At 77.6% G+C, this 23,992-nt stretch carries 2 protein-coding genes; both read right to left on the bottom strand.

Annotated elements, in window-relative coordinates; translation table 11 throughout:
- Positions 1 to 52 precede the first annotated feature (52 nt).
- On the bottom strand, positions 53 to 4,687 hold the full coding sequence (locus AB0P06_RS14560) for a beta-ketoacyl synthase N-terminal-like domain-containing protein (RefSeq protein ID WP_363607601.1): 4,635 nt from the start codon (positions 4,685 to 4,687) through the stop codon (positions 53 to 55).
- On the bottom strand, positions 4,680 to 23,456 hold the full coding sequence (locus AB0P06_RS14565) for an amino acid adenylation domain-containing protein (protein ID WP_363607602.1): 18,777 nt from the start codon (positions 23,454 to 23,456) through the stop codon (positions 4,680 to 4,682). Before AB0P06_RS14565 ends, AB0P06_RS14560 begins: the two co-directional genes overlap by 8 nt.
- Positions 23,457 to 23,992: the final 536 nt, after the last annotated feature.

The following is a 23,992-nucleotide window of genomic DNA, read 5'->3' on the forward strand; positions in this document are numbered from 1 at the left end:
CAACGGGTCGGGGGGCCGGGTGGGCGGAACCGGCCGCCCACCCGGCGGGTGGTCAGCTCCGGCCGCCGCGCCGCCGGCTGGGGGCGATCCGCTCCGGGGCGGGCGCGGCGCTCTGCCGGAGGGCCTCGATCTCGCGGACGACGGCGGCCACCGTCAGGTCCTCGAACAGCTTCTTGACGGCGAGGTCGACCGACAGTTCGTCACGCAGCCGGCTCGCCATCTGGAGAACCAGCAGCGATTCGCCGCCGAGGTCGAAGAAGTTGTCCTCGACGCCGACCTCGTCGAGGCCGAGCACGGCGGCCCAGTGGCGGGTGACCAGCTTCTCCAGCTCGGTGACGGGGGCGACGTAGGCCGTGGCGAGGTCGGGGCGGCGGTTGAACGACCCGCCGGCGGCTGCCGGGGCCGCGCCGGGCGCGTCCTCCTCGGGGGTCCGCTCCGGCGCCGGACCGCCGGGGGCCTGATCGCCGGGGAGCTCGCCGTCCGCGAGGAGTTCCACGGTGGCGCCCAGCGCCCGCAGTTCGGCGAGCCGGGCCGCCGCGAGCCCGTCCGCGACGGCGCCGCCGGGCCGGGTGCCGATGATCAGGCCGTGGTCGGGGGCGGTGGCACGGCCGGGGGCCGGCAGGGCGAGGACGGGGTCGAAGCCCAGCGTGGACAGGAGCCCGGCCCAGCGGTGCGGGGGCAGCAGCGGGGAGTGCTCGCGCAGGTCGTCGTCGAAGTACCACCAGCCCTCGAAGAGGCCGACGGTCATGGTCGCGGCGCGCGGGGTGCCGGTGGCCTCCAGGATGTAGGCCCGGCCGCCGGGGCGCAGCAGCTCCCGCAGATTGCCGACGGTACGGCGCAGGTCCGGGGTGGCGTGCAGGACGTTGAAGGCGAGCACCGCGTCGAAGCCGCCGAGCTCGGCCGCGGCGGCGCCCTTGTCGATGTCCAGCACGCCGAAGGTCAGGAAGTCCAGGCCCCGGTCGGCGGCCTCCTTCTGGGCCGCCACCACGAAGGAGCGGCCGAGGTCGGTGAAGTGGTACTCCACCGGCCCGGCCCCGCGCAGCGCCTCGACCACCGGCCAGGTCAGATAGCCCTGGCCGCCGCCGACCTCGACGATCCGCAGCGGGCGGCCGGCGGCCTCCCGGACCGTCCTGGCCATCTCCTCGGCGACCAGCTCGCGGTAGACCGCGACGTCGCCGTGGGCGAGCACCCGCTCGGCGCCCGAGCTGGAGCGGTCGCCGCTGCCGTCGGGGCGCAGGACCTCGGTGCCGGAGCGGGTGCCGCCGAGGACGGCGTCGTACGCGGCCACGCAGTCCCGGAGCAGCTCCAGCTCGCCGGCCAGGTCGGGGTGGCGGGCGGTCAGCGACCGCTCGGTCTCCGCGACGAGGCCCGCGAGGACGTCGTCGCCGCCCGGGCCCGCCGTGGCCGGGCCGGTGAGGGCCACCAGACCCTCGGTGAACCGGAGGGTGTCGGTGTCCGGGTCGAAGTCCGCGACCCCGTCGGCGACCAGCCCGTCGAGCAGGGCGTGCACGAGCTTGCGGTAGGCGGGGACGGCGCCGAGGCGGGCCACCACCTCGGCCCGGGTGCGGGTCTCGCCCGGGCCGCCGGCGAGGCCGTGACGGCGCAGGTGGATGAGGGTGTGCAGGGTGCAGAGCCGGTTGAGCCCGGCCGTCCGCTCCTCCTCGCCCGCCGGGGCCGGCGGGGCGGCCGCGCGCAGCCGTTCCTCCGCCTCGGCGAGCCGGGCGGCGGCGTCCTGGCCGGGCGCGGGCACGGGCTCGGCGGCGGGGGCGGCGGGCGCGGACACGGACACGGGCGCGCCGGTGATCACCAGGTGCCCGCGGGTGCGGGCGGCGAGCGCCCGGGTGGTGGGGTAGTTGTCGTCGCGCAGGCCCTCGGGCAGGACGTACACGGTCCGCCCGGCGGCGGCCGGGGCGGCGGCGGGCGGCGCGTCGATCCAGTGGCGGCGGCGCTGGAACGGGTAGCCGGGCAGCGGCACCTTGCGCGGCAGCGGGCCGGCCGCGTCCGTGCTGTCCGTGCTGTCCGTGCTGTCCGTCCAGCGGATCGGGGCGCCGTGCGTCCACAGCTCGCCGAGCGCGCCCAGCAGGACGTCCCGGTCGTCCAGTTCGGCCTGGGCGTGACGCATCGCGGCGACGGTCGTGACGGACTCGCCGAGCCCGAGCCGGGCGAAGCGGGAGAGCGAACGGCCGGGACCGACCTCGACCAGGGCGGTGCGGCCCTTGGCCGCCAGTTCGGCGTGGAGCACCGCCACGCCGTCGGCGAAACGCACGGTCTCGCGGAACTGGCGCAGCCAGTAGTCGTGGCTGGTGGCCTGTTCGTCGGTGATCCAGGTGCCGGTCGGCCCGGCGCAGAACGGGATGCCCGGCGCCGCCAGCTCGACCCGCCGCAGCGCGGCCGCGTAGGCGTCCAGGACGGGGTCGAGCAGGGTGCTGTGCGGCGCGGTGGGCAGCGGTACCCGGCGGTGCTCGACCCCGAGGCCGCTCAGGTGGCGTTCCAGCCGCTCGACGGCGTCGGCGGGCCCGGAGACCGCGCACACCTCGGGCGCGTTGACGGTGGCGAGGCCGAGCCCGGCACCGGCCGGGCCGGAGAGCAGCTCGCGGACGGCCGGTTCGGCGAGCGCGACGCTGAGGGTGCGGCCGCCGGCCAGCCCGAGCAGCCGCTCCCGCTCGCTGACCAGCGGCAGGGCGTCCTCCAGCGTCATCACCCCGGCCAGGCAGGCCGCGGTGTACTCGCCCAGCGAGTGGCCGATCAGGGCGTCCGGCCGGGCACCGCGGGCGATCAGCAGCCGGGCCAGCGCGTACTCGGTGGCGACCAGCGCCGGGAAGGACCACGCGCCCCGGCCTTCGGCGCCCTCGTACAGCACGGCGCGCAGGTCCTGGCCGAGGACCGGCTCCAGGACGGCCGCGGCCCGGTCGATCTCGGCCCGGTAGCGGGGCTCGGAGGTGTACAGCCCCCGGCCCATCCCGGGGTGCTGCGCCCCGCCGCCGGGCAGCAGGTACGCCAGCCGCAGGCGTCCGGAGCCGTCGGTGCCGGGGTCGGGGCGGGCGAGCCGCTCGGCGGCCTCGCCGAGGGTGCGGGCGACGACGGCCCTGCGGTACGGGAGGTCCCGGCGGCCCTCGGCCAGGGTGCGGGCCACCGCGTCGGGGGCCAGCCCGGGGTGGGCGGCGAGGTGTCCGGCGAGCAGCCCGGAGAGTTCCTGGAGCGCGGCCGGGGTGCGGGCGGAGACCGGCAAAACGACGGAGCGGGCGGAGACCGGCAGGACGACGGAGCCGTCACCGGCCGGCGGGACGGTCGTCCGGTCGGCGGCCGGCGGGGCCTCCTCCAGGATGACGTGGGCGTTGGTGCCGCCGATGCCGAGGGAGCTGACGGCCGCCCGCCGGGGGCCGTGCTCCGGCGCCGGCCAGGGCGCGGTCGCGGTGTTGACGTAGAACGGGCCGTGCGCGAAGTCGATGGCGGGGTTGGGCCGTTCGAAGTGGAGGCTGGCGGGCAGCGTGCGGTGGCGGAGGGCGAGCACCGTCTTGATGAGTCCGGCGATCCCGGCGGCGGCGTCCAGGTGGCCGAGGTTGGTCTTCACCGAGCCGAGCGCGCAGTAGCGCTCGCGGGCGGTGCTCTCGCGGAACGCCTCGGTCAGCGCGGCGACCTCGATCGGGTCGCCGAGCGCGGTGCCGGTGCCGTGCGCCTCGATGTAGCCGATCGAGTCGCCGTCCACGCCGGCCGCCGCCTGCGCGGCCAGGATCACCTCGGCCTGGCCCTGCGGGCTGGGTGCGGTGAAGCCCACCTTGCGGCGGCCGTCGTTGTTGATCGCCGAGCCCTTGATGACGGCCCAGATGTGGTCGCCCGCGGCCAGCGCGTCCGCCAGCCGCTTGAGGACCACCACGCCGACCCCGTTGCCGGGCGACATCCCGGCCCCGGCGGCGTCGAAGGCCCGGCAGCGGCCGTCCGGGGAGAGCGGCCCGTCGGGGGTGTGCCGGTAGCCGCGCAGCGCCAGCGGGTCGAGCGAGGCGCCGCCCGCCAGGGCCGTGTCGCAGGAGTGGTTGAGCAGGTCCTGGCAGGCCAGGTGGACGGCGACCAGCGAGGTGGAGCAGGCGGTCTGCACCGAGACGGCGGGCCCGGTCAGGTTGAGCTCGTACGCCACCCGGGTGGCGAAGGCGCCGGCGTCGTTGCCGAGGCCCGCCGAGAACCAGTCCAGCGAGAGCGCCCGGCCCGCCAGCCGGGGCTGGACGTTGGCCAGGAAGTACTTGCTCTGGCTGGCGCCCGCGTACAGGCCGGTGAGGCCGTCGGAGCGCTCGGGCTGGTGGCCGGCCTGTTCGAGGGCGTGGTAGCAGCATTCGAGGAAGAGCCGGTGCTGCGGGTCCATCACCTCGGCCTCGGTGGGCCGGCAGTGGAAGAACTCCGCGTCGAACAGCTCGATCCCGTCGACGACCGACGCCCGGCGGACGAGGTACGGGTCGTCCAGTCCGGCCGGGTCGCCGCCCGCCGCGAGGTACTCTGCCTCGCCGACGTCCCGGATCGACTCGTGGCCGGCCACCAGGTTCGCCCAGAAGCGGTCGAGGTCTGGGGCGTCGGGGAAGCGGCCGGCCATGCCGACGACCGCGATGTCCGCGCCGGTCCCGTCGTCCATCCCGTCGTCCGCGCCGACGCCCGCCCCCTCGTACGGCCCGTGCTCGGCTGCCGCGCTGGTCTCAGTCATCCTGGGAGGTGTCCTTTCGGGAGGGGCCGGCCGGGCGGCGGCCGCGGTTCTGGCGCTGGGCGCGGCCGCGTTCGGCGCGGGCGGCGCGTTCCCGGGCGGCGGTGAGCCGGTCGGGCGTGCCGTGGTCGGCGGAGCCGGATGCCGGGGCGGTGTCCGGGGCGGTCGGTGCGGTGCGGCCCAGGTGGGCGGCCTGCGCGGCGACCGTGGTGTGGGTGAACAGGTCGACGATCGGCACCGGCCGGCCGGTCAGTTCGGCCAGCGCGCCCTGCAGTCCGACCAGCAGCAGGGAGTGCCCGCCGAGGTCGAAGAAGTTCTCGTCGCTGCCGGGCGTCCCGCCGAGGCCGAGGAGGGTCGTCCACAGCTCCGCGATCCGCCGCTCCAGCCCGTCGCGCGGCGCGGTGCGGCCGGTGCCCGCGGGGCGGGCGAGCGGGCGCCGGGCCAGCTCGGCGCGGTCGGTCTTGCCGCTGGGTGTCAGCGGCAGTTCCGCGACGACGACCAGGGCGGCCGGCACCAGGTGGTCCGGCAGCGTCCCGGCCAGCTCCCGGCGGAGCGCGGCGGGGTCGATCGCGGTCCCGGGCGCGGCGGGCACCAGGTAGCCGACGAGCTGCTTGCCGCCGGGGCCCTGGTGGGCGACGACGGCGCTGCGGGCGACCTCCGGCCGGGCGTCCAGGACGGCCTCGATCTCGCCCGGCTCGATCCGGAAGCCCCGGATCTTGACCTGCTCGTCGGCCCGGGTGAGGAACTCCAGCTGGCCGTCGGCGCGTCGGCGCACCAGGTCGCCGGTGCGGTACATCCGGGTGCCGGGCGGGCCGTAGGGGTCGGCGACGAAGCGTTCTGCGGTGAGCCCCGGGCGGCCCAGGTAGCCGCGGGCCAGCCCGGGACCGGCGAGGTACAGCTCACCGGGGACGCCGGCCGGGACGGGCCGCAGGGCCGCGTCCAGGACCCGGGCCCGGGTGCCACGCACCGGCCGGCCGATCGGCGGCGCGCCGGCCGGGCCGTCGGCGGGCGCGGCGAGCGGCAGGCTGAGGGTGGCGCAGACGGTGGACTCGGTCGGGCCGTACGCGTTGACCATGACCCGGCCGGGTGCCCACCGGGCGACCAGCTCGGGCGGGCAGGCCTCGCCGCCGACGGCCAGGGTGGTGCCGGCCGGCAGGGCGTCCGGCGGCAGGGCGGCCAGCGCGGACGGGGGCAGGATGAGGTGGCTGATCCGCTCGGTGCGCAGCAGGTCGGCCAGGCCGGGGCCGGGCAGCAGCCGGGTGCGCTCGGCCAGGACGAGGCAGCCGCCGTTCAGCAGGGCCGCGCAGACGTCCCAGAAGGCGGCGTCGAAGCTGTGCGAGGCGAACTGCAGGACGCGGGCGTGCTCGTCGCTGCCGAAGCGCTCGCGCAGGGTGGTGGTGAAGTCGGCGATGCCGCGGTGGGTGACCAGCACGCCCTTGGGCCGGCCGGTGGAGCCGGAGGTGTAGATCAGGTAGGCCGGGTGGTCGGGCCGGAGCGGGGCGGTGCGCTCGGCGTCGGTGAGGTCGGTGTCGGCGAGCGCGGCCAGCTCGGCCCGGGTGGCGGGCGCGTCGAGCAGCAGCCGCGGCCGGGCGCCCGGGGCGTCGGCGGCGCCGAGGGCGGGGTGGCCGGCCAGCTCGATGCCGGTGATGACCAGCGCCGGGTCGGCGTCGTCGAGCATGTAGGCGATCCGGTCGGCCGGGTAGTCCGGGTCGACGGGCAGGTAGGCGGCGCCGGTCCGGCCGACCGCGAGCAGGGCGGTGACCAGGCCGGTGGAGCGGGGCAGCAGGAGCGCGACGGTGCGCTCGGGGCCGATGCCCCGGGCGGCCAGCAGCCGGGCGAGCCGGGCGGACCGGGCGTCCAGCTCGCGGTAGTCGAGGTCCTCCGGTTCCGGTCCGGCCCAGCGCAGCGCGGGCCGGTCGGGGGTGCGGCGGGCCTGGGCGGTGAAGAGGGCGGGCAGGGTGTGGACCGGGCCGGCGGGGCCGCCGTCCTCGGCCTCGGCCCGCCGGGTGTGCTCCTCGGCGGAGAGGATGTCGGCCGCGCCGACGGGCCGGTCGGGGTCGGCGGCGACGGCGGTGAGCAGCCGTTCCAGCCTGACGGTCAGCTCCCGGACGGTCGTCTCGTCGAAGAGGTCGGTGCTGTACTCGACGACGCAGTCGAGGCCGGCCGGTGCGGCGCCCGCCGGACCGGAGTCCGGCCCGGCCCCGGCGGTGCGTTCGGCGGTGCGTTCGCGGAAGCCGAAGAACAGGTCGAACTTGGCGGTGCCGCCGTGCACGGTCACCGGGTCGGCGGCGGCACCCGGCAGGCCGGCGGTCGGCCGGGCGTTGTTCTGCAGGACGAGGCCCGCCTGGAACAGCGGGTGGCGGCCGAGCGAGCGGGCCGGGTTGAGCACCTCCACCAGCCGTTCGAAGGGCAGGTCCTGGTGGGCGAAGGCGTCCAGGGCGGTGTCCCTGGCCCGGCGCAGCAGCTCCCGGAAGCCCGGGTCGCCGCTGGTGTCGGTGCGCAGGACGAGCGTGTTGACGAACAGTCCGACCAGGTCGTCGAGGGCCTCGTCGGCGCGGCCGGCGACGGTGGTGCCGAGCGGGATGTCGGTGCCCGCGCCGTGCCGGGTGAGCAGGGCCGCGACGGCGGCCTGGAGCACCATGAACAGGCTGGCCCGGTCCTCCTTGGCCAGCTCGGTCAGGGCCCGGTGGAGCGGGGCGGGCAGGGTGGTGGAGACGAGCGCGCCGCGGTGGCTGGCCACGGCCGGGCGGGGCCGGTCGGCGGGCAGCGCCAGCTCCTCCGGCAGCCCCGACAACGCCCGGCTCCAGTGGGCGAGTTGGCGGGCGGCCGGGCTGTTGGGGTCGTTCTCGTCGCCGAGCACCTCGCGCTGCCAGAGGGTGTAGTCGGCGTACTGGACCGGCAGCGGCGGCCAGTCGGGGGCCCGCCCGTCCAGGCGGGCCCGGTAGGCCGCCGTGAGGTCGCGGTACAGCGGCGCCAGGGACCAGCCGTCGGCGGCGATGTGGTGCAGCACCAGCAGCAGGACGTGCTCGTCGTCGCCGGTGCCGAGCAGCCGGGCCCGCAGCGGCAGGTCCCGGGCGAGGTCGAAGGGGCGGCGGGCCTCCTCGGTCAGGCGCCGGTCGAGGTCGCCCGGTGCCACGGTCTCGGTGGTCAGCGGGTCGGGCAGGGCGGCGTCCGCGGCGAGGACCAGCTGTTCGCCGGCCCCGGCCGGGCAGACGGTGCGCAGGCTCTCGTGCCGGGCGAGGACGTCGTACAGCGCCGCGCGCAGCGCCTCGGTGTCGACGTCGCCGGTCAGCCGCAGGGCGACCGGGATGTGGTACGAGGGGCTGGAGCCGCTGACCCCCTGGAGGAACCAGAGGCGGCGCTGGGCGTGCGAGAGCGGGACGGGCCCGGTCCTGGGCACCGGCCGCAGCGCGGGGGTGCCGTCGGGCCCGCCGGCGGTGCCGGTGACCAGCCGGGCGAGGGCCGCGACGGTGGGGTGTTCGAAGAGCGCGCCGACGGCGAGGTCCACGCCGAAGGCCGTCCGGATCCGGCTGACCAGGCGGGTGGCGAGCAGGGAGTGCCCGCCGAGGTCGAAGAAGCTGTCCTCGACGCCGACCCGGTCGCGCTCCAGGACCTCGCCCCAGATCCGGACCAGGGCGCGTTCGGTGTCGTCGCGGGGGCCGAGCGGCGCGGCGCCGCCGGGGCCGTCCCCGGACGCGGGCTCGTGCCGTCCGACCAGCCGGCGCCACCCGTCGTGGTCGCCGGGCGCGGGCAGGCCGGGCACCGGGAGGACGGCGCAGGGCACGGGCGCGCCGTAGCGGTCGGGCAGGGTGAGCCCGTCGGTGCGCGGGGCGGGCGCGCCGGGCTCGGTGACGACGCAGCCGACGAGGCGCTCGGCGGGCCGGGCGGGCCCGTCGGTGTGGCTGCCCACCCAGGGGGCCGCCGGGTCGAGGCCGATGAGCAGGTAGGGGTCGTCGTGGGCGAGCGCGACGGCGAGCGACTGGACGCCCTCGCGGCGGCCGAGGACGGCGTAGCCCCGGGCCCGGGTGAAGTCGGTGAGCGCGTAGCCCCGGCTCATGCCGAGGTCCTCCCACATGCTCCAGGCCAGGACGCGGACGTCGGCCCCGGTGCGCGCGGCCTCGGCGCAGAGCGCGTCGGCGCAGGCGCTGGCGGCGGCGTAGGGGGCGAGCCCGCTGCCGCCGAAGTGGCCGTTGACGGAGGAGAAGACCACCAGCGGCAGCCCGGGGCGCTCCTCCGCGAGCCGGCAGAGCACCCGGGTGCCGGCCGCCTTGGCGGCGAAGGCGGCCTGCCAGTCCTCGTCGGTCAGCCCGGTCAGCGGCCGCTGGGTGAGGTCGCCGGCGAGGTGCAGGACGGCGTCGAGCGGGGTGTCCCGGTCCCGTTCGGCGGCGGCGAGCGCGCGGCGCACGGCGGCGGGGTCGGTGACGTCGGCGACGGCGTAGTCGACCTCGCCGAGCGCGGCGAGCCGGCGGTGCGCGGCCAGGGTGCGGCCGAGGGCGGTGCCGGCGGCGATGTGCCGGTCCCGGTCGGCCTCGTCGGGCAGGGCGGTCCGGCCGAGCAGCAGCAGCCGGGCGCCGTAGGCCGTCAGCAGGTGTTCGGCGATCTCGGCGCCGACGCCGCCGAGGCCGCCGGTGAGCGCGTAGTGGCCGCCGGGGCGGAAGAACCGGCCGGCCGGGCGCGGCGCGGGGGCGGGCAGCCGCCGCAGCCGGCGGACCCAGCGGCGGCCGGCCCGCCAGGCGGTCTCGGGCTCGGCGGTGGCGGCGGCCAGCTCGGCCAGGACGTGGCCGGCGGCCACGGCGGTGGCGCCGTCGCCGCCGTCCTCGGCGGGCAGGTCGATCAGGCGGGTGCGCAGCCACGGGAGTTCCTGGCCGAGGCTCTTGACGGTGGCGACGGCGGCGGCCCGGGCCGGGTCCAGCGGTTCGCCGTCGTGGACGCTCTGGGCCCGGCTGGTGACGGTGTACCAGTCCACCCGCCGCTGGTCGCCGGCGGCGGGCGCGGCGGCCAGGGCGGTGGCGAGCCGGGCGGCGGCGCGGGAGCCCGCCGACAGGGCGGCCGGGGTGCCCGGCGCGGCGGTGCCGGCCGGCGGGGGGCCGTAGCCGGTCAGGTGGAGCACGGTGTCGACGCCGGTGAGCGCCTCGGCGGGCAGGTCGGTGCCGTCCCCGGTGCCGAGGCGGACGGTGCGGCCGTCGGCGCGCAGGCGCTCGGCGAGCGCGGCGGCGAGGGCCCCGGCGGGGCCGGGCACGATCAGCACCTCGCCGCGGCCGGGGCCGGCCGGATCCGCGCCGTAGGAGGGGAGTTCGGCGCGCCGCCAGATCCGGCGGAAGAACCGGTCGGGCACCGTGCGCTCGTTGCCGAGCAGCAGGTCGACCCGGGTGAGGTCGGCGTCGAAGGCCCCGGCCTGGAAGTCCTGGGCGAGCCTGGTCCGCTGGATCTTGCCGATCTCGGTCTTGGGGATCCGCCCGGGCTCCACGGGGACGACGTAGGCGGGGGCGATCCCGGCCTGCCGGGTGATCCGGCCGCGCACCCGGCGGACGGTCTCCGCCGGGTCGGCGCCCTCCCGGGGCACCAGGAAGACGGCCAGTTCGTCGCCGGCGCCGCCGGGCCGGGCCGCGTCGCGGCCGCGGACCGCGCAGGCGGCGGTGAACGAGCGCTCCACGCAGTCGAGTTCCTCGACGGCCGCCTCGATCTCGGGGCCCGCGTGGTTGACGCCGTTGACGATGATGACGTCCTTGGCGCGGCCGGTGATGGTCAGCGCCCCCTCCTGGAGGAAGCCGAGGTCGCCGGTCTCGAACCAGCCGTCCTCGGTGAACGCCTCCCGGTTGTGCTCGGGCGCGTCCAGATAGCCCCGCGTCACGGCGGCGCCGCGGACCTGGATCCGGGCGATCCGGCCCTCCGGGACGATGCCCCGGTCGTCGACGATCCGGACGGCGAAGCCCGGGTAGGGGCGTCCGACGCTGACGTACGGGTCCTCGTCGGCCGTGCCGTCCAGGGTGAAGGTGCCCTCGATCTCGCCGGACGAGGTCTCGGACATGCCCCAGGCCGGGCGCATCGCGGTCTTCGGCAGACCGAGCGGGACGAGCAGCCGCAGGAACCGCCGGGCGGTGCGGGCCACCACGGCCTCGCCGCCGTTGAGCACGTAGCGCAGGCAGGAGAGGTCCCAGGAGGCGCGTTCGACCGCCCCGGCGTGCTCGGCGAGCAGGCCGAAGGCGAAGTTCGGCGCCCAGGTGACGGTCGCCCGGTGACGGTCCACCGCCGCCATCCAGCGCGGCGGTTCGGCCAGCACCCAGCCGGTGGGCGCGTGGATCTGGCGGCAGCCCAGGATGACGTCCCGCAGGTGGAACATCACCACCCCGCCGACGTGGTCCAGCGGCATCCAGTTGAACGAGACGTCCGCGGGCGTCAGCGTGTTGACGAGCGCGGTGGCGGCGGAGCGGACGAGGACGTTGCGGTGGGTGAGCGGGACGGCCTTCGGCCGGCCGGTGCTGCCGGAGGTGAACAGCAGCAGCACGGTCTCGTCCGGGTCCGGGCGGTGCCAGTCGTGGTCCGGCTCGCGGCGGGACAGCTCGGCGAGGTCCGCCGTGCGGGCGTCCTGCCAGCCGTACTGCCGGGCGGTGTCGAGCAGTCCGTCGGCGCGGGCCGCGTCGGTGAGCACCAGCGGTCCGCCGAGGGCCTGCCAGATGCCGTCCAGGCGGGCGGCGGCGGCCTCGTCGCCGGTGCCGGTGCGCGGCACGGCCAGGGGGACGGCGGTGAGGCCGCCCAGCAGGCAGGCCCAGAGCCCGGTGACGAAGTCCCGGTTGTCGCCGAGCTGGAAGAGCACCCGGTCGCCGGGGCGCAGGCCGAGGCCGCGCAGGCCGGCGAGCACCCGGGAGGCGTCGGCCAGCAGCTCCGGGTAGGACTGCTCGCGCTCGCCGCCGTCCTCGCCGAGGTAGGTGATCCCGCCGCCCGGCCCGGCCGCGGCGGCCGCGCGCAGGGCGGAGACCAGGTCGGGGTGGGGCGGTTCGGGGGCCGGGCCGCCGTCGCTCAGGGCGGGCACGGCTGCGCCCGCCGCCACGCCCTCGTCCGGCGCGGTGCCGTCCGCCGGGGCGGCCGGGCCGGCCGGCTGCGGGGCGTGGACCGGCAGGCCGGTGTGGACCCGCCCGGTGGGTTCGGCGCGGTCGGCCCGCAGCACGGCGGCCTCGCGCAGCCCCGGCAGCTCGCGCAGCCGCCGCTCCCAGCGCGCGGCGAGGTCGTCGTCCAGCACCGGGAGGGCGTCCAGGGCGGCCGGGTCGGGCCGTCCGTCGGCGGTCCTGGGCAGCGCGGTGAGCAGGACGGCGGCGATCGGCGCGGGCAGGCCGGGCAGGGCGGCGCGCAGCCGCCGGGCGACCTGGGCGGTGGTCAGCGGGCCGCTCGCGACGACGTACGCGACCAGGCCGGTGCGGCCGGCCGGGCCGCGCCGGGGGCGCAGCGCGCACTCCCGGACGGCGGGCAGGTCGAGCAGGGCGCGCTCGGCCTCGCCGAGGTCGGTCCAGCGGCCGTCGAGCTCGGCCCAGCCGTCCTCGGGGCCGCGCAGGTCGAGGCGGCCGTCGGGGGTGATCCGGCCGGTCAGTCCGGTGCGGGCGAGGCGGTCGACGCCGGGCAGGGCGGCACCGAGGGTGTTCGGCGGCAGCCAGGGCCCGGCGTCCGGGTCGAGCAGGCCCGGCGCGGCGACGTGCACGGCGCCGTGGACGCCGGTGGGCACCGGCGCGCCGGCGGCGTCGAGCACGACGGTCGGCACCACCGGGGTGTAGGGCGCTCCCCCGCCGCCCGGGGCGCCGTCCTCGCCGGCGGCGGGGTCGGCGAAGGCCACCACCCCGGCGGCGGGCACGGCGAGCAGGCGGCGCAGCGGGACGGCGAAGCGGTCGGCGAACCGCCGGGCCTGGTCGGGCGAGGAGCCGGTGCCGACGCACCAGACGGCGTCCGGCAGGGCGTCGGCCAGGGCGGGGTCGTGGTCGGCGGCGGTCAGCAGCAGGTCGGCGTGGTCGGCGGTGAGGAAGGCCAGGGTGGGGCCGTGGGGGGCGAGTCGGCGGATCCGCTCGCCGGCGGCCCGGGCGGCGTCCGGGCGGTCCGGTCCTTCGCCGTCCGGCGAGGCGGCCGGGGCGGCGTCCGAGGTGGCGGCCGGGGCGGCGTCGGGGGCGGCGGGGCCGGGGTCGACGACGATCCGCGCGCCCCGGGTGAGCGGGGCCAGGATCTCCCAGCAGGCGCGTTCGGAGTCGAGCGGGGCGAGCAGGGCCACCGCGTCGGCGTCGCTCAGCCTGGTCCGGCGCAGCAGCGGGCGCAGGGTGCGGCCCAGGGCGGCGTGGGTGAGGACGGCGGTGCCGCGCGGCGGGCGGACCAGCCAGGCCGGGTCCTCGTCGGTGAGGGGCACCGCGGGCGCGGTGGCGTCGGGGTGGGCCCGCCCCTCGGCGAAGGTGACCACGGCCGGGCCGCCGGGCCGGGCGCCCTCGGGGCGTTCGGCGGCGAGCAGGAAGGCCGGGGCGGTGGGCAGGGCGGTGGACAGGGCGCGGTCGGTGCCGGCGAGGACGCCGCCCGCCTTGAGGACGGCGAGGACGGCGGTGACGGCGTCGGCGCCGGCCGGGGCCGCCACGGTGACGCGGTCGCCGGGGGCGAGGCCGCGGTCGAGCAGGCGGTTGGCGAGCCGGTTGGCGGCCCGGTCGAGGTCACGGTAGGTGAGGCCGGTGTCCGGGCCGACCAGGGCGAGGGCGTCCGGCCGGCGTTCCACCTGGTCGGCGAAGAGGCCCAGCACACCCGGCAGTTCGAGGTCGTCACCGGCGCCGGCGACGCCGGTGACCAGGCGGCCGCGCTCCTGCGGCAGCACGATGTCGAGGCCGCTGAGCGGGGTGTCGGGGGCGGCGGCCGCCGACTCCAGCAGCCGGACCAGGCGGGCCAGCAGGGTGCGCGCGGTGGCGGCGTCGAAGAGGTCGGCGCTGTATTCGAGGTAGGCGTCGAGGCCGTCGGGCGCGCCGTCGGCGGTCCGGCGCTCGACCACCGCGAAGAAGAGGTCGAACTTGGCGGTGCCGGTCTCGACCGGGTCCACCTCGGCGGTGAGTCCGGGCATGCCGGCGCCGAGCCGGGGCGTCTCCTGGACGGCGAAGGCGACCTGGAACAGCGGGTGCCGGGCGCGCGAGCGGACCGGGTTGAGCTCCTCGACCAGGCGGTCGAAGGGCACGTCCTGGTGGGCGAGGGCGGCGAGGTCGCTCTCCCGGACGCGCTGCAGGAGGTCGCGGAAGGCCGGGTCGCCGTGGGTGCCGGTGCGCAGCACCAGGGTGTTGACGAAGAAGCCGACCAGGTCGTCGAGCGCTTCGTCGGAGCGGCCGGTGACCGGGGAGCCGAGCGGCAGGTCGGTGCCGGCGCCGAGCCGGGTCAGCAGGGCGGCGATCCCGGCCTGGAGGGTCATCAGCAGGCTGGCGCGGCCGGCCGCGGCCAGGTCGGTGAGCGCGCGGTGCAGCGGGGCGGGCACCCGGGTGTGCACCCGGCCGCCGGTGCCGCTGCCGGTCGCGGGGCGCGGCCGGTCGGCGGGCAGCGGCAGCTCCTCCGGGATGCCGTCCAGCGCGGTGCGCCAGTAGGCGAGCTGGCGGGCGACCGGGCTGGCCGGGTCGGTCTCGTCGCCGAGTGCGGCGGTGTGCCAGAGGGTGTAGTCGGCGTACTGCACCGGGAGCGGCGTCCAGGCCGGGGCGGTGCCCCGGCTGCGGGCGGTGTAGGCGTGGGCGAGGTCGCGGGCGAGCGGGCCCATCGACCAGCCGTCGCCGGCGATGTGGTGGACGACCAGGACGAGCACGTGGTCGCGGGCGTCCGGTCCGCCGGTGAGCAGTTCGGCGCGGAGCGGCAGGTCGGTGGTGAGGTCGAAGGTGTGCCGGGCGGCCCGCCGGATGTGCTCCTCGCGCTCGCCGCCGGTGGCGACGGTGACGGTCAGCGCGGCGGGGGCCGCGCCGGGCGGCAGCACCACCTGGCGGGGTACGCCCTGGTCGTCGGTGTAGCGGGTGCGCAGGATCTCGTGGCGGTCGGTGACGTCGCCCAGCGCGGCGCGCAGCGCCCCGGTGTCCAGGGTGCCGGTGAGCCGGACCACGAGCGGGATGTCGTAGGTGGGGCTGGGGCCCTCCAGCTGGTTGAGGAACCAGAGCCGCTGCTGGGCGTAGGAGAGCGGGACGTTCTCCGGCCGGGCCGCCGGGACGAGCGGCGGGCGGGCCGGGGCGTCGCCGCGTTCGGCCGCGCGTTCGGCGCCCAGGGCGGCCAGCGCGGCGAGGGTCGGGGCGGCGAACAGGTCGGCGACGGTGAACTCCAGGCCGAGGACGGTGCGCAGGCGCCCGACCAGGCGGGTGGCGAGCAGGGAGTGGCCGCCGAGGGCGAAGAAGTCGTCGTCGCGGCCGATCCGGTCGGTGTCGAGGAGTTCGCTCCAGATCCGGGCCATGTCCTGCTCCGGGCCGGGGGCGGGGGCGCCGCCGGCCTCGGCGGCGCGGGCCTGGCCGGCGAGCAGCTGCCGGTCGATCCGGCCGTCCGGGGTGGCGGGCAGGGCGTCCAGGGTCTCCAGCGCGCAGCCGACGGGGGTGCCGAAGCGGTCGTCGGGGGCGGCGGGCGGCTCGGCCGGGGCGCCGGCCCGGTAGCCCGCGAGTTCCTGGAGCGGGCGGGCGGGGGCGGCGAGGTGGCTGCGGACCCAGGGGGCCGACGGGTCGAGGCCGACCAGGACGTGCGGGTGGCCGTGGCGCAGCGCGGCGGCCAGCGAGCGGACGCCGTCGCGGCGGCTGAGCAGGCGGAAGCCGCGGGCGCGGGTGAGCGCCTTGAGGGCGTAGCCGCGGCTGACGCCGAGGTCGTCCCACATGCTCCAGGCGACGCTGTGGGCGCGCAGTCCGAGCGCGCGCTGGTGGACGGCGAGGGCGTCGAGGTAGGCGTTGGCGGCCGAGTAGGCGGCGGCGAGGGCGCCGCCGAAGTAGCCGTTGACGGAGGAGAAGGAGACGAAGAGGGTGCCGGGCCGGTCGCGCAGTTCCTCGGTGAGGACGGCGGCGCCGGTGGCCTTGGCGGCCATGGCGCGTTCCCACTGGTCCGCGGTGGTGGCGGTGAGCGGGTGTTCGGCGAAGTGGCCGGCGAGGTGGAGCACGCCGGCGAGTTCGCCGTACTCGGCGCGGGCCTCGGCGAGGGCGTGCCGCACGGCCTCGGGGTCGGTGACGTCGGCGGTGCGGTGGCGGACGTCGCCGAGCGCCTGGAGCTCGCGCAGCGCGGCGGCCTGTTCGGGGCGGGTGGCGGCGGGGTGGCGGCCGATCAGGGTGAGCCGGACGCGGTAGCGGGTGAGCAGGTGGCGGGCGGTCTCGGTGCCGACGCCGCCGAGGCCGCCGGTGATCAGGTAGTGGCCGCCCTCCTCGAAGACCGGTCCGGCGGCGGGGTCCTCCTCGGGCGCGGGCAGCGGGGCGAGGCTGCTGGTCCAGCGGCCGTCGGGGCGCAGGGCGACGTCGGGGTCGGCGGGCGGGGTGGTGATCTCCTGGTGGAGCCGGCGGGCGGTCAGGTCCGGCTCCTCCCCGTCGGGGCCGAGGTCGGTCCAGCGGCCGTCGAGCCAGGGCAGTTCCTGGACGGCGCTGCGCAGGACGGCGACGGCGGCGGCGCGTTCGGGGCGGACCGGCTCGCCGGGGTGGACGGCGTGGCTGTGCCGGGCGGCGACTTCGAGGGTGACGGTGTGTCCGGGGCCGTCCGGGGTGTCGGCCGGCGGGGGTGTGAGCGCCTCGATCAGCCGGGTCAGCGGGGTGGTGGCGGCCAGCGGGTCGGCGGGTGCCCGGTCGGCCGGGCCGGGGTCGGCGAGCAGCCGCAGGTCGACGATCCGGGCGGCGGCGCGCCCGCGGAGGGCGTCCGGGCCGGTGACGACCTCGGCCGGGGAACCGTCGGCGGTGAGCAGGGCGGCCAGCGCGGTGCCGACGGCGTGCGAGCGGTCGCCGGCCCCGCCGGTGAGGACGAGGGTCGGAGCGGGGTGCGCGGTGGCGGCGTGGACGGGCCGGGTGCGCTGCCAGACCGGCCGGTGGAACCAGTCGGGCAGGGTGCGTTCGGTGCCGAGCAGCAGGTCGGTGCGGCGGATGACCTCGGTGAACTCGCCGGCCTCCAGGCGCTTGCGGAGCAGGGTCCGCTGGATCTTGCCGATCTCGGTCTTGGGGATGTCGGCGGGGGCGACGGGCAGGACGAACGCCGGGGCGGCGCCGGTCTGCCGGGTGACCCGGCCGGCGATCTCGGTGAGCAGGGCGCGCTCGTCGGTGCCGGGCGCGGGGCAGCAGAACACCGCGATCTCGTCGGTGGTGGCGGTGGCGGAGGTGCGGACGGCGACGGCGGCGGTGCAGGCGCGCAGGACGCCCGCGCTCTCCTCGACGGCGTCCTCGATCTCGTGGCTGGGGTGGTTGACGCCGTTGACGATGATGACGTCCTTGGCCCGGCCGGTGAGGTAGAGCTCGCCGTCGCGCAGCAGGGCGAGGTCGCCGGTGCGGAACCAGCCGTCGGCGGTGAAGGACTCGGCGTTCTTCTCGGGGTTCTCGTGGTAGCCGGGGGTCACGGAGGGGCCGCGCACCTGGAGGTGGCCGACGCGCTCCTCGGGGACGATCCGGTCGTGGTCGTCGACGACGCGCATCGCGAAGCCCGGGTAGGGCCTGCCGCAGCTCACATAGGTGTCGTCGGAGCCGGGCCCGGTGGGGGTGTAGGAGGTGTCGGTGACGACGGAGCTGGTCTCGGACATGCCCCAGCCGGGGTGCATCACCGTCTGGTCCAGGCCGTACGGCTCCAGCTGGCGCAGCCACTGGCGGACGACCCGGGGGACGACGACCTCGCCGGCGTTCATCACGAGCTTGAGCGCGGAGAGGTCCCAGCCGCGGCCGGGTTCGGCCGCGACCCGCTCGCTGACCAGGCCGAAGGCGAAGTTGGGCGCCCAGGTGACGGTGGCCCGCCAGTGGTGCAGGGCGTCGAGCCAGCGCAGTGGCTCCTCGGTGATCCAGCCGGTGGGGGCGTGGATCTGGCGGCAGCCGAGGACGACGTCGCGGATGTGGAACATCACCACGCCGGTGACGTGGTCGAGCGGGATCCAGTTGAAGGTGGTCTCGTCCGGGCCGAGGGCGTTGAGCCGGGCGGTGGCCGCCGAGCGGTTGAGCACCATGCCGTGGGTGACGGTGACCCGCTTGGGCAGGCCGGTGCTGCCGGAGGTGAGGAGCAGCAGCGCGGTGTCGTCGGGGCCGGCCTGGTGCCAGTCGGTGGCGGGCTCGCCGGTGCGCAGCTCGTCGGCGACCAGTACGTCGAGGTCGGTCCAGCCCTGGTCGGCGGCGCGGGCGCGCAGGGCGGCGCCGGCGGCGGTACCGGCCGCGATGCGGGGCCGGCCGAGCGCCTCCCAGATCCGTTCGACCTTGTCGCGCAGCGGTGAGGCGTCCCGGTAGGAGGCGGGGGCGCCCATCGGCAGGACGGTGACGCCGCCGGCGACGCAGGCCCAGAAGACCGGCAGGAAGTCCTGGTTGTCCTCGAACTGGAAGATCACCGTCTCGCCGGGGCGCACGCCCCTGGCCCGCAGGCCGCCGAGGATGCGGGCGGCCTCGGCGGCGAGTTCGGCGTAGCTCTGCCGCCGGTGGGTGCCGTCGGCGCGCAGGTGGACGATCTCGCCGGTGCCCTCGGCGGCGGCGCGCAGGGCGGCCGCGAGGTGCGGGAAGGGCAGCGGGGGCGGGGGCGGGCCCTCGCTGAGCGCGGGGACGGCGCCGGCCGGGTCGGGGCCGGTGTCGAGCAGCGCGGACGGCTCCTCGGGGGCGGTGCCCGCGCCGGCCGTGCCGGGGAGTCCGCCGAGGTGGAGCAGGCCGGGGGCGGGGGGTGTGGTGTCGCGGACGACGGCGGCGGCGGCCTCGGTGCCGGGGGTCCGGGCGAGGTCGCGTTCCCAGGCGGCGGCGAGCGCGTCGTCGAGCACGGGCAGGCGGTGCAGCGCCTCGGTGTCCAGGGCGCCGTCGGCCGTCCGGGGCAGGGCGGAGAGCAGCACGGTGAGCAGCGGTCCGGCGGCGGCGGGCAGGTCGCGGCGGACGGCGGCGGCGAGCCGGCGGCGGTCGACGGGGCCGTCGGGCACCACGTACGCGACGGCCCCGGGGGCCCCGGCGGTGGAGCGGCGGACGGTGACGACCGCGTCCCGGACGCCGTCCTGGGCGAGCAGGGTCCGTTCGCAGGCCGGGGCGCAGCCGGCCCACTCGGCGTCCTCGTCGGGGTCGGTCAGGGGCAGCGCGGAGAGCGGGGTGTGCGGGGCTGCGGCGGCCTCGGCGAGCAGGCGGCGCAGCCGGGCGGCGAGCCGCTCGACGGTGCGGCGGTCGAAGAGTTCGGTGCTGAACTCGATGGTGCCGTCGACCCCTTGGGCCCGGTGGCCGTCGGCGGGGCGCTCGGTGAAGTCGAGCATGAGGTCGAAGCGGGCGGTGCCGATGCCGCCCGGGTCGAGGCGGACCCTGGTGCCGGCGATCTCCAGTTCGGTGTCGTCGGCGCCGTCGGCGTTCTGGAGCGCCAGCATCACCTGGAAGAGGGGGTGGCGGCCGATCGCGCGGGCGGGGTTGAGGTGCTCGACGACGCGGTCGAAGGGCACGCCGGCGTGGGCGTGGGCGGTGAGGTCGGCGTCGCGGACCCGGTCGAGCAGGTCGCCGAACGCGGGGTCGCCGGCGGTGTCGGTGCGCAGCACCAGGGTGTTGACGAAGTAGCCGACGAGGTCTTCCAGGGCCGGGTCGTCGCGCCCGGCGGTGGGGGTGCCGACGGGGATGTCGGTGCCGGCGCCGCCGCGGGTGAGGGTGGCCGCCCAGGCGGCCTGGAGCACCATGAAGAGGGTGGCCCGGTGGGCGCGGGCGAGGTCGGTGAGGCGCTGGTGGAGGCCGGCGTCCAGGTGGAGGGTGACGGTGTCGCCGGCGTGGCCGGGGGTGCGCGGGCGGGGCCGGTCGTAGGGCAGCGGGAGTTCGTCCGGCAGGGCGGCCAGGGTGTCGTGCCAGTAGGCGAGCTGGCGGGCGGCGGGGCTGTCCGGGTCGGTCTCGTCGCCGAGCAGGCCGTGCTGCCAGAGCGCGTAGTCGGCGTACTGGACGGGCAGCGGCGGCCAGTCGGGGGCCCGGCCCTCGGCGCGGGCGTCGTAGGCGCGGGCCAGGTCGCGGCCGAGCGGGCCGAGGGACCAGCCGTCGGCGGCGATGTGGTGGACCACCAGGACGAGCAGGGCGGTGCCGTCGTCGGTGCGCCGCAGCAGGTGGGCGCGGAGCGGGGGTTCGGTGGCCAGGTCGAAGCCGTGCCGGACGGCGGCGCGGCGCAGCTGCGCCAGCTCCGCGGCGTCGGCGGCGTCGGCGGTGGCCAGGTCGGGCCGGGCGGCCGGGTGGCCGGCGGGCAGGACCAGCTGGTGCGGGACGCCGTCCTGGTCGGGGTGGAGGGTGCGCAGCACCTCGTGCCGGGCGGTGAGGTCGGCGAGCGCGGCGCGCAGCGCGTCCTCGTCGGTTCCGGCGGGCAGCGGGAGGGTCAGCGGGATGTTGTAGGTGGGGCTGGGGCCTTCGAGCCGGCCGAGGAACCAGAGGCCGGCCTGGCCGGGGGTGAGCGGGACGCGGTCGGGCCGCTCGGCCGGCCGGAGCGGGGGCCGGGCGGGACCGTCCTGGGCCGGTCCGGCCGCGGCGAGGCGGGCGGCGAGCCCGGCCGGGGTCGGGTCGGCGAACAGGGCGGCCATCGGCAGTTCGGCGCCGGTCTCGCCGCGCAGCCTGGTGACCAGGCGGGTGGCGAGCAGGGAGTGGCCGCCGAGGTCGAAGAAGCCGTCGTCGGCGCCGACGGTGCCCCGGGGCAGCCGCAGGACGTCCTCGTAGAGGCGGCAGAGCAGGGCCTCGGCCTCGGTGGCCGGGGCGCGGCCGCCGGCGGTGGCGGCGTAGTCGGGGGCGGGCAGTGCCGCGGTGTCGAGCTTGCCGTTGTGGGTCAGCGGCAGGGTGTCGAGCAGGACGCAGGCGCTGGGCACCATGTGCTCGGGCAGCAGGGCGGCGAGGTGGGCGCGCAGCCGCCCGGGGTCGGGGTTCGTCCCGGGCCGGGGCACGGCGTAGCCGACCAGGACGCGGTCGCCCTCGCCCTGCTCGCGGGCGACGACGGCGGCCCGGGCCACGTCGGGGTGGCCGGCCAGCGCGGCCTCGATCTCGCCGGGTTCGATCCGGAAGCCGCGGATCTTGACCTGCTGGTCGGCCCGGCCCTGGTAGGCGAGGGTGCCGTCGGGCAGGCGGCGGGCGAGGTCGCCGGTGCGGTACATCCGGGTGCCGGGCGGGCCGTACGGGTCGGCGACGAAGCGCTCCGCAGTGAGGTCGGGGCGGCCGAGGTAGCCCTGGGCGAGGCCGGGTCCTGCCACGTACATCTCGCCGGTGCGGCCGGGCGGGACGGGCTGGAGGGCGTGGTCCAGGACGTGGACCCGCAGGTCGGGCAGCGGCGCGCCGATGGCGCCGCGCTCACCGGGCCCGTCCAGGCGGTGGTGGGTGACGTGCACGGTCGTCTCGGTGATGCCGTACATGTTGACGAGGGCGGGGGCCCGGTCGCCGTGCCGCTCGGTCCACGGCAGGAGGTGGGCGGGTTCCAGTGCCTCGCCGCCGAAGACGACGTGGCGCAGCGCGAGCGGTCCGGCGCCGGGCGGCTCGTCGCGTTCGGCCTGGACGAGCTGCTGGAAGGCGGAGGGGGTCTGGTTGAGGACGGTGACGCCCTCGGCGCGCAGCAGGCGCAGGAACTCCGCGGGTGAGCGGGTGGTGGTGCGCGGGACGACGACCAGCCGGCCGCCGTGCAGCAGCGGGCCCCACAGCTCCCACACCGAGAAGTCGAAGGCGTAGGAGTGGAAGAGCGTCCAGACGTCGTCGGGGCCGAAGCCGAAGTGCTCCGCCGAGGTGGTGAACAGCCGGACGACGTTGGCGTGCGGGACGACGACGCCCTTGGGCCGGCCGGTGGAGCCGGAGGTGTGGATGACGTAGGCCGGGTCGGCCGGGGTGAGCGGCGCGGGCCGGTCGGCGTCGGTGAGGTCGGCGGGCGACTGCGCGGCGAGCGCGGCCTCGGTGCCGGCCTCGCCGAGGACGACGGTGGTGGCGGCGGTGACCGGCAGCCGGTCGGCCACCTCGGCCCGGGTGACCAGCAGCCGGGGTGCGGCGTCGGCGGTGACGGCGAGGATCCGCTCGGCCGGGTAGTCGGGGTCGAGCGGCAGGTAGGCGGCCCCGCTCTTGAGGACGGCGAGCACGGCGACGACGAGGTCGCCGGTGCGGGGCAGGGCGAGGGCCACGGTGCTGCCGGGTCCGGCACCGTGGGCGACGAGCAGCCGGGCCAGCCGGTTGGCCCGCTCCCCCAGCGCCCGGTAGCTGAGCTCGGTGTCCTCGGCGGTGACGGCGACGGCGTCGGGGGTGCGGGCGGCCTGGGCGTCGAAGCGGGCGGGCAGGGTGGCGTCGGGGGCCGCGGGCGTATCGGTGGTCGCGCCGGCGGGCGCGGGCCGCTCGGCCGGGTGCAGCAGGGTGGTGCGGGCCAGCGGCAGGTCGGCGCCGGCGTCGGCGAGCTGGTCGAGCAGGAGCAGTAACCGGTCCTGGTGGTCGGCGAGTTCGTCGTCGGTGTAGAGCGCCGGGTTGGCGTCGAAGGAGAGCCAGAGCCCGGTGTCGTCGGCGCCGGGGCGGACGTTGATCTGGAGGTCCTCGACCGCCCCGCCGGTCAGGTGGTGCCAGGTGGTGGGGTGTCCGGCGAAGCCCACCTCGTTGGCGAACGGGATGAGGTTGACGACGGGCCCGTACAGGCGCCGGGCGCCGTCGCCCAGCAGCCGCAGGTCGCGGCGGAGGTCCTCGCCCCGGTACAGCTGGTGGCGCCGGACGGCGTCCAGTTCCTCGCCGGCGGCGCGCAGCAGGCCGCCGACGGTGGTCCCGGCGGGCAGGGTGAGGCGCAGCGGCAGGATGTTGGAGGCGGTGCCGGGGGTGCGCAGGGCCGCCGAGCCGACCCGGCTCATGGTGGGCAGGCCGAGGAGGACGTCCTGGGCGCCGGTGGCGCGGTGCAGGTAACCGGCGACGGCGCCGAGCAGCAGGGCGGTGCGGGTGACGCCGAACCGGGCGGCGGCGGCGTCCAGCCGGGCGGTGGCCGCCGCGTCGAGGACGGTCTCGCGGCGGCGGAACGGCGCGGCGGGGGGCGCGGTGTGCGGGGTGAGGCCCACGGCGGCGGGGGCGTCGGCCAGCCGCGCCGTCCAGTGGGCGCGGTCGCGCGCGAAGGCCGGGGACTCCCGGTAGGCCCGCTCCTCGGCGGTCAGCCGGTCCAGCGGCAGGAACGGTCCCGGCTCCGGTTCGCGGCCGTCGGCGAGCGCGGTGTAGACCTCGGCGAGGCGGCGGCCGACGAGCTTGAATCCGTAGCCGTCGAGCAGGATGTGATGGGCGCGCAGGAACCAGAACCAGCGGTCGGGCGCGGCCTTCAGCAGGGCGTGGGTGAACAGCGGGCCGTCGACGAGGTCGACGGGGGTGGCCAGGTCGGCGGCGATCCAGGCGTCGACGGCGGCGCCCGGGTCGGGTTCGGCGGCGAGGTCGACGTGGTGCAGGGGCCACGGGGCGTCGGGGTCGAGGGTGGCGCGCGGGCCGTCGGCCGTCTCCGCGAGGCGCAGCTGGAAGGTCTGTGCCTCGGCGACCGTGTACCGCAGCGCGGTCTCGAAGAGCCGCGGGTCCACCGGTCCGTGGATCTCCACGGACTCGCCGGTGTTGAACGCGGCGCTTCCGGGGTCGATCCGCTGCGCGAACCAGATGCCCCTCTGCGCACCCGACAGCGGGTGACCGGCGTCCTCGTGGCCAGACATGGCACCAACCCTCAATAGGTGTGAGTGGAATTTCCGCCTGAATACCCCCCGGCGCCCCGGGGCGGGCCGGAGCAGGACGGGTCGTTCATATTTCACGTAATCCACGGGCGCCGACGGGAGAGCGCGACGGCCCGGCCTCGGCGCCGACCCGAGTTTCACTCTGCATGAGGAGAACTCGACGAGTCAAGCGATCCATTTCACTGGCCGATAAAGGTCACGCGGAAATGCCGGACGGCCGCCCCCGCGCCGCCCGGCCTGACGTTACCCCCAGGTGAGCCCGGTGTAACACCCAGGCTGAGCTGATGACATAACACCGAGCGATCATGGTGTCACCTACCGGAGTTCGGCCACCGGAAGGCCTGGAAACAAGCCAATCTCCACTGATCGGTTCCCACCCATGCCGGATCGGCCTTGAATGCGGTCATCGATGACGATTCACTCATCGCGGTTCCGCTTGGTGTTTAGGACCGGCTCGGGGGCGCCATTCCGGCACACCCCGGCAATCCTTGTGACCTTATCCATCCCATTCCTGGAAC

This window comes from Kitasatospora sp. NPDC088351 (genome assembly GCF_040685575.1).
Lineage (GTDB): Bacteria > Actinomycetota > Actinomycetes > Streptomycetales > Streptomycetaceae > Kitasatospora.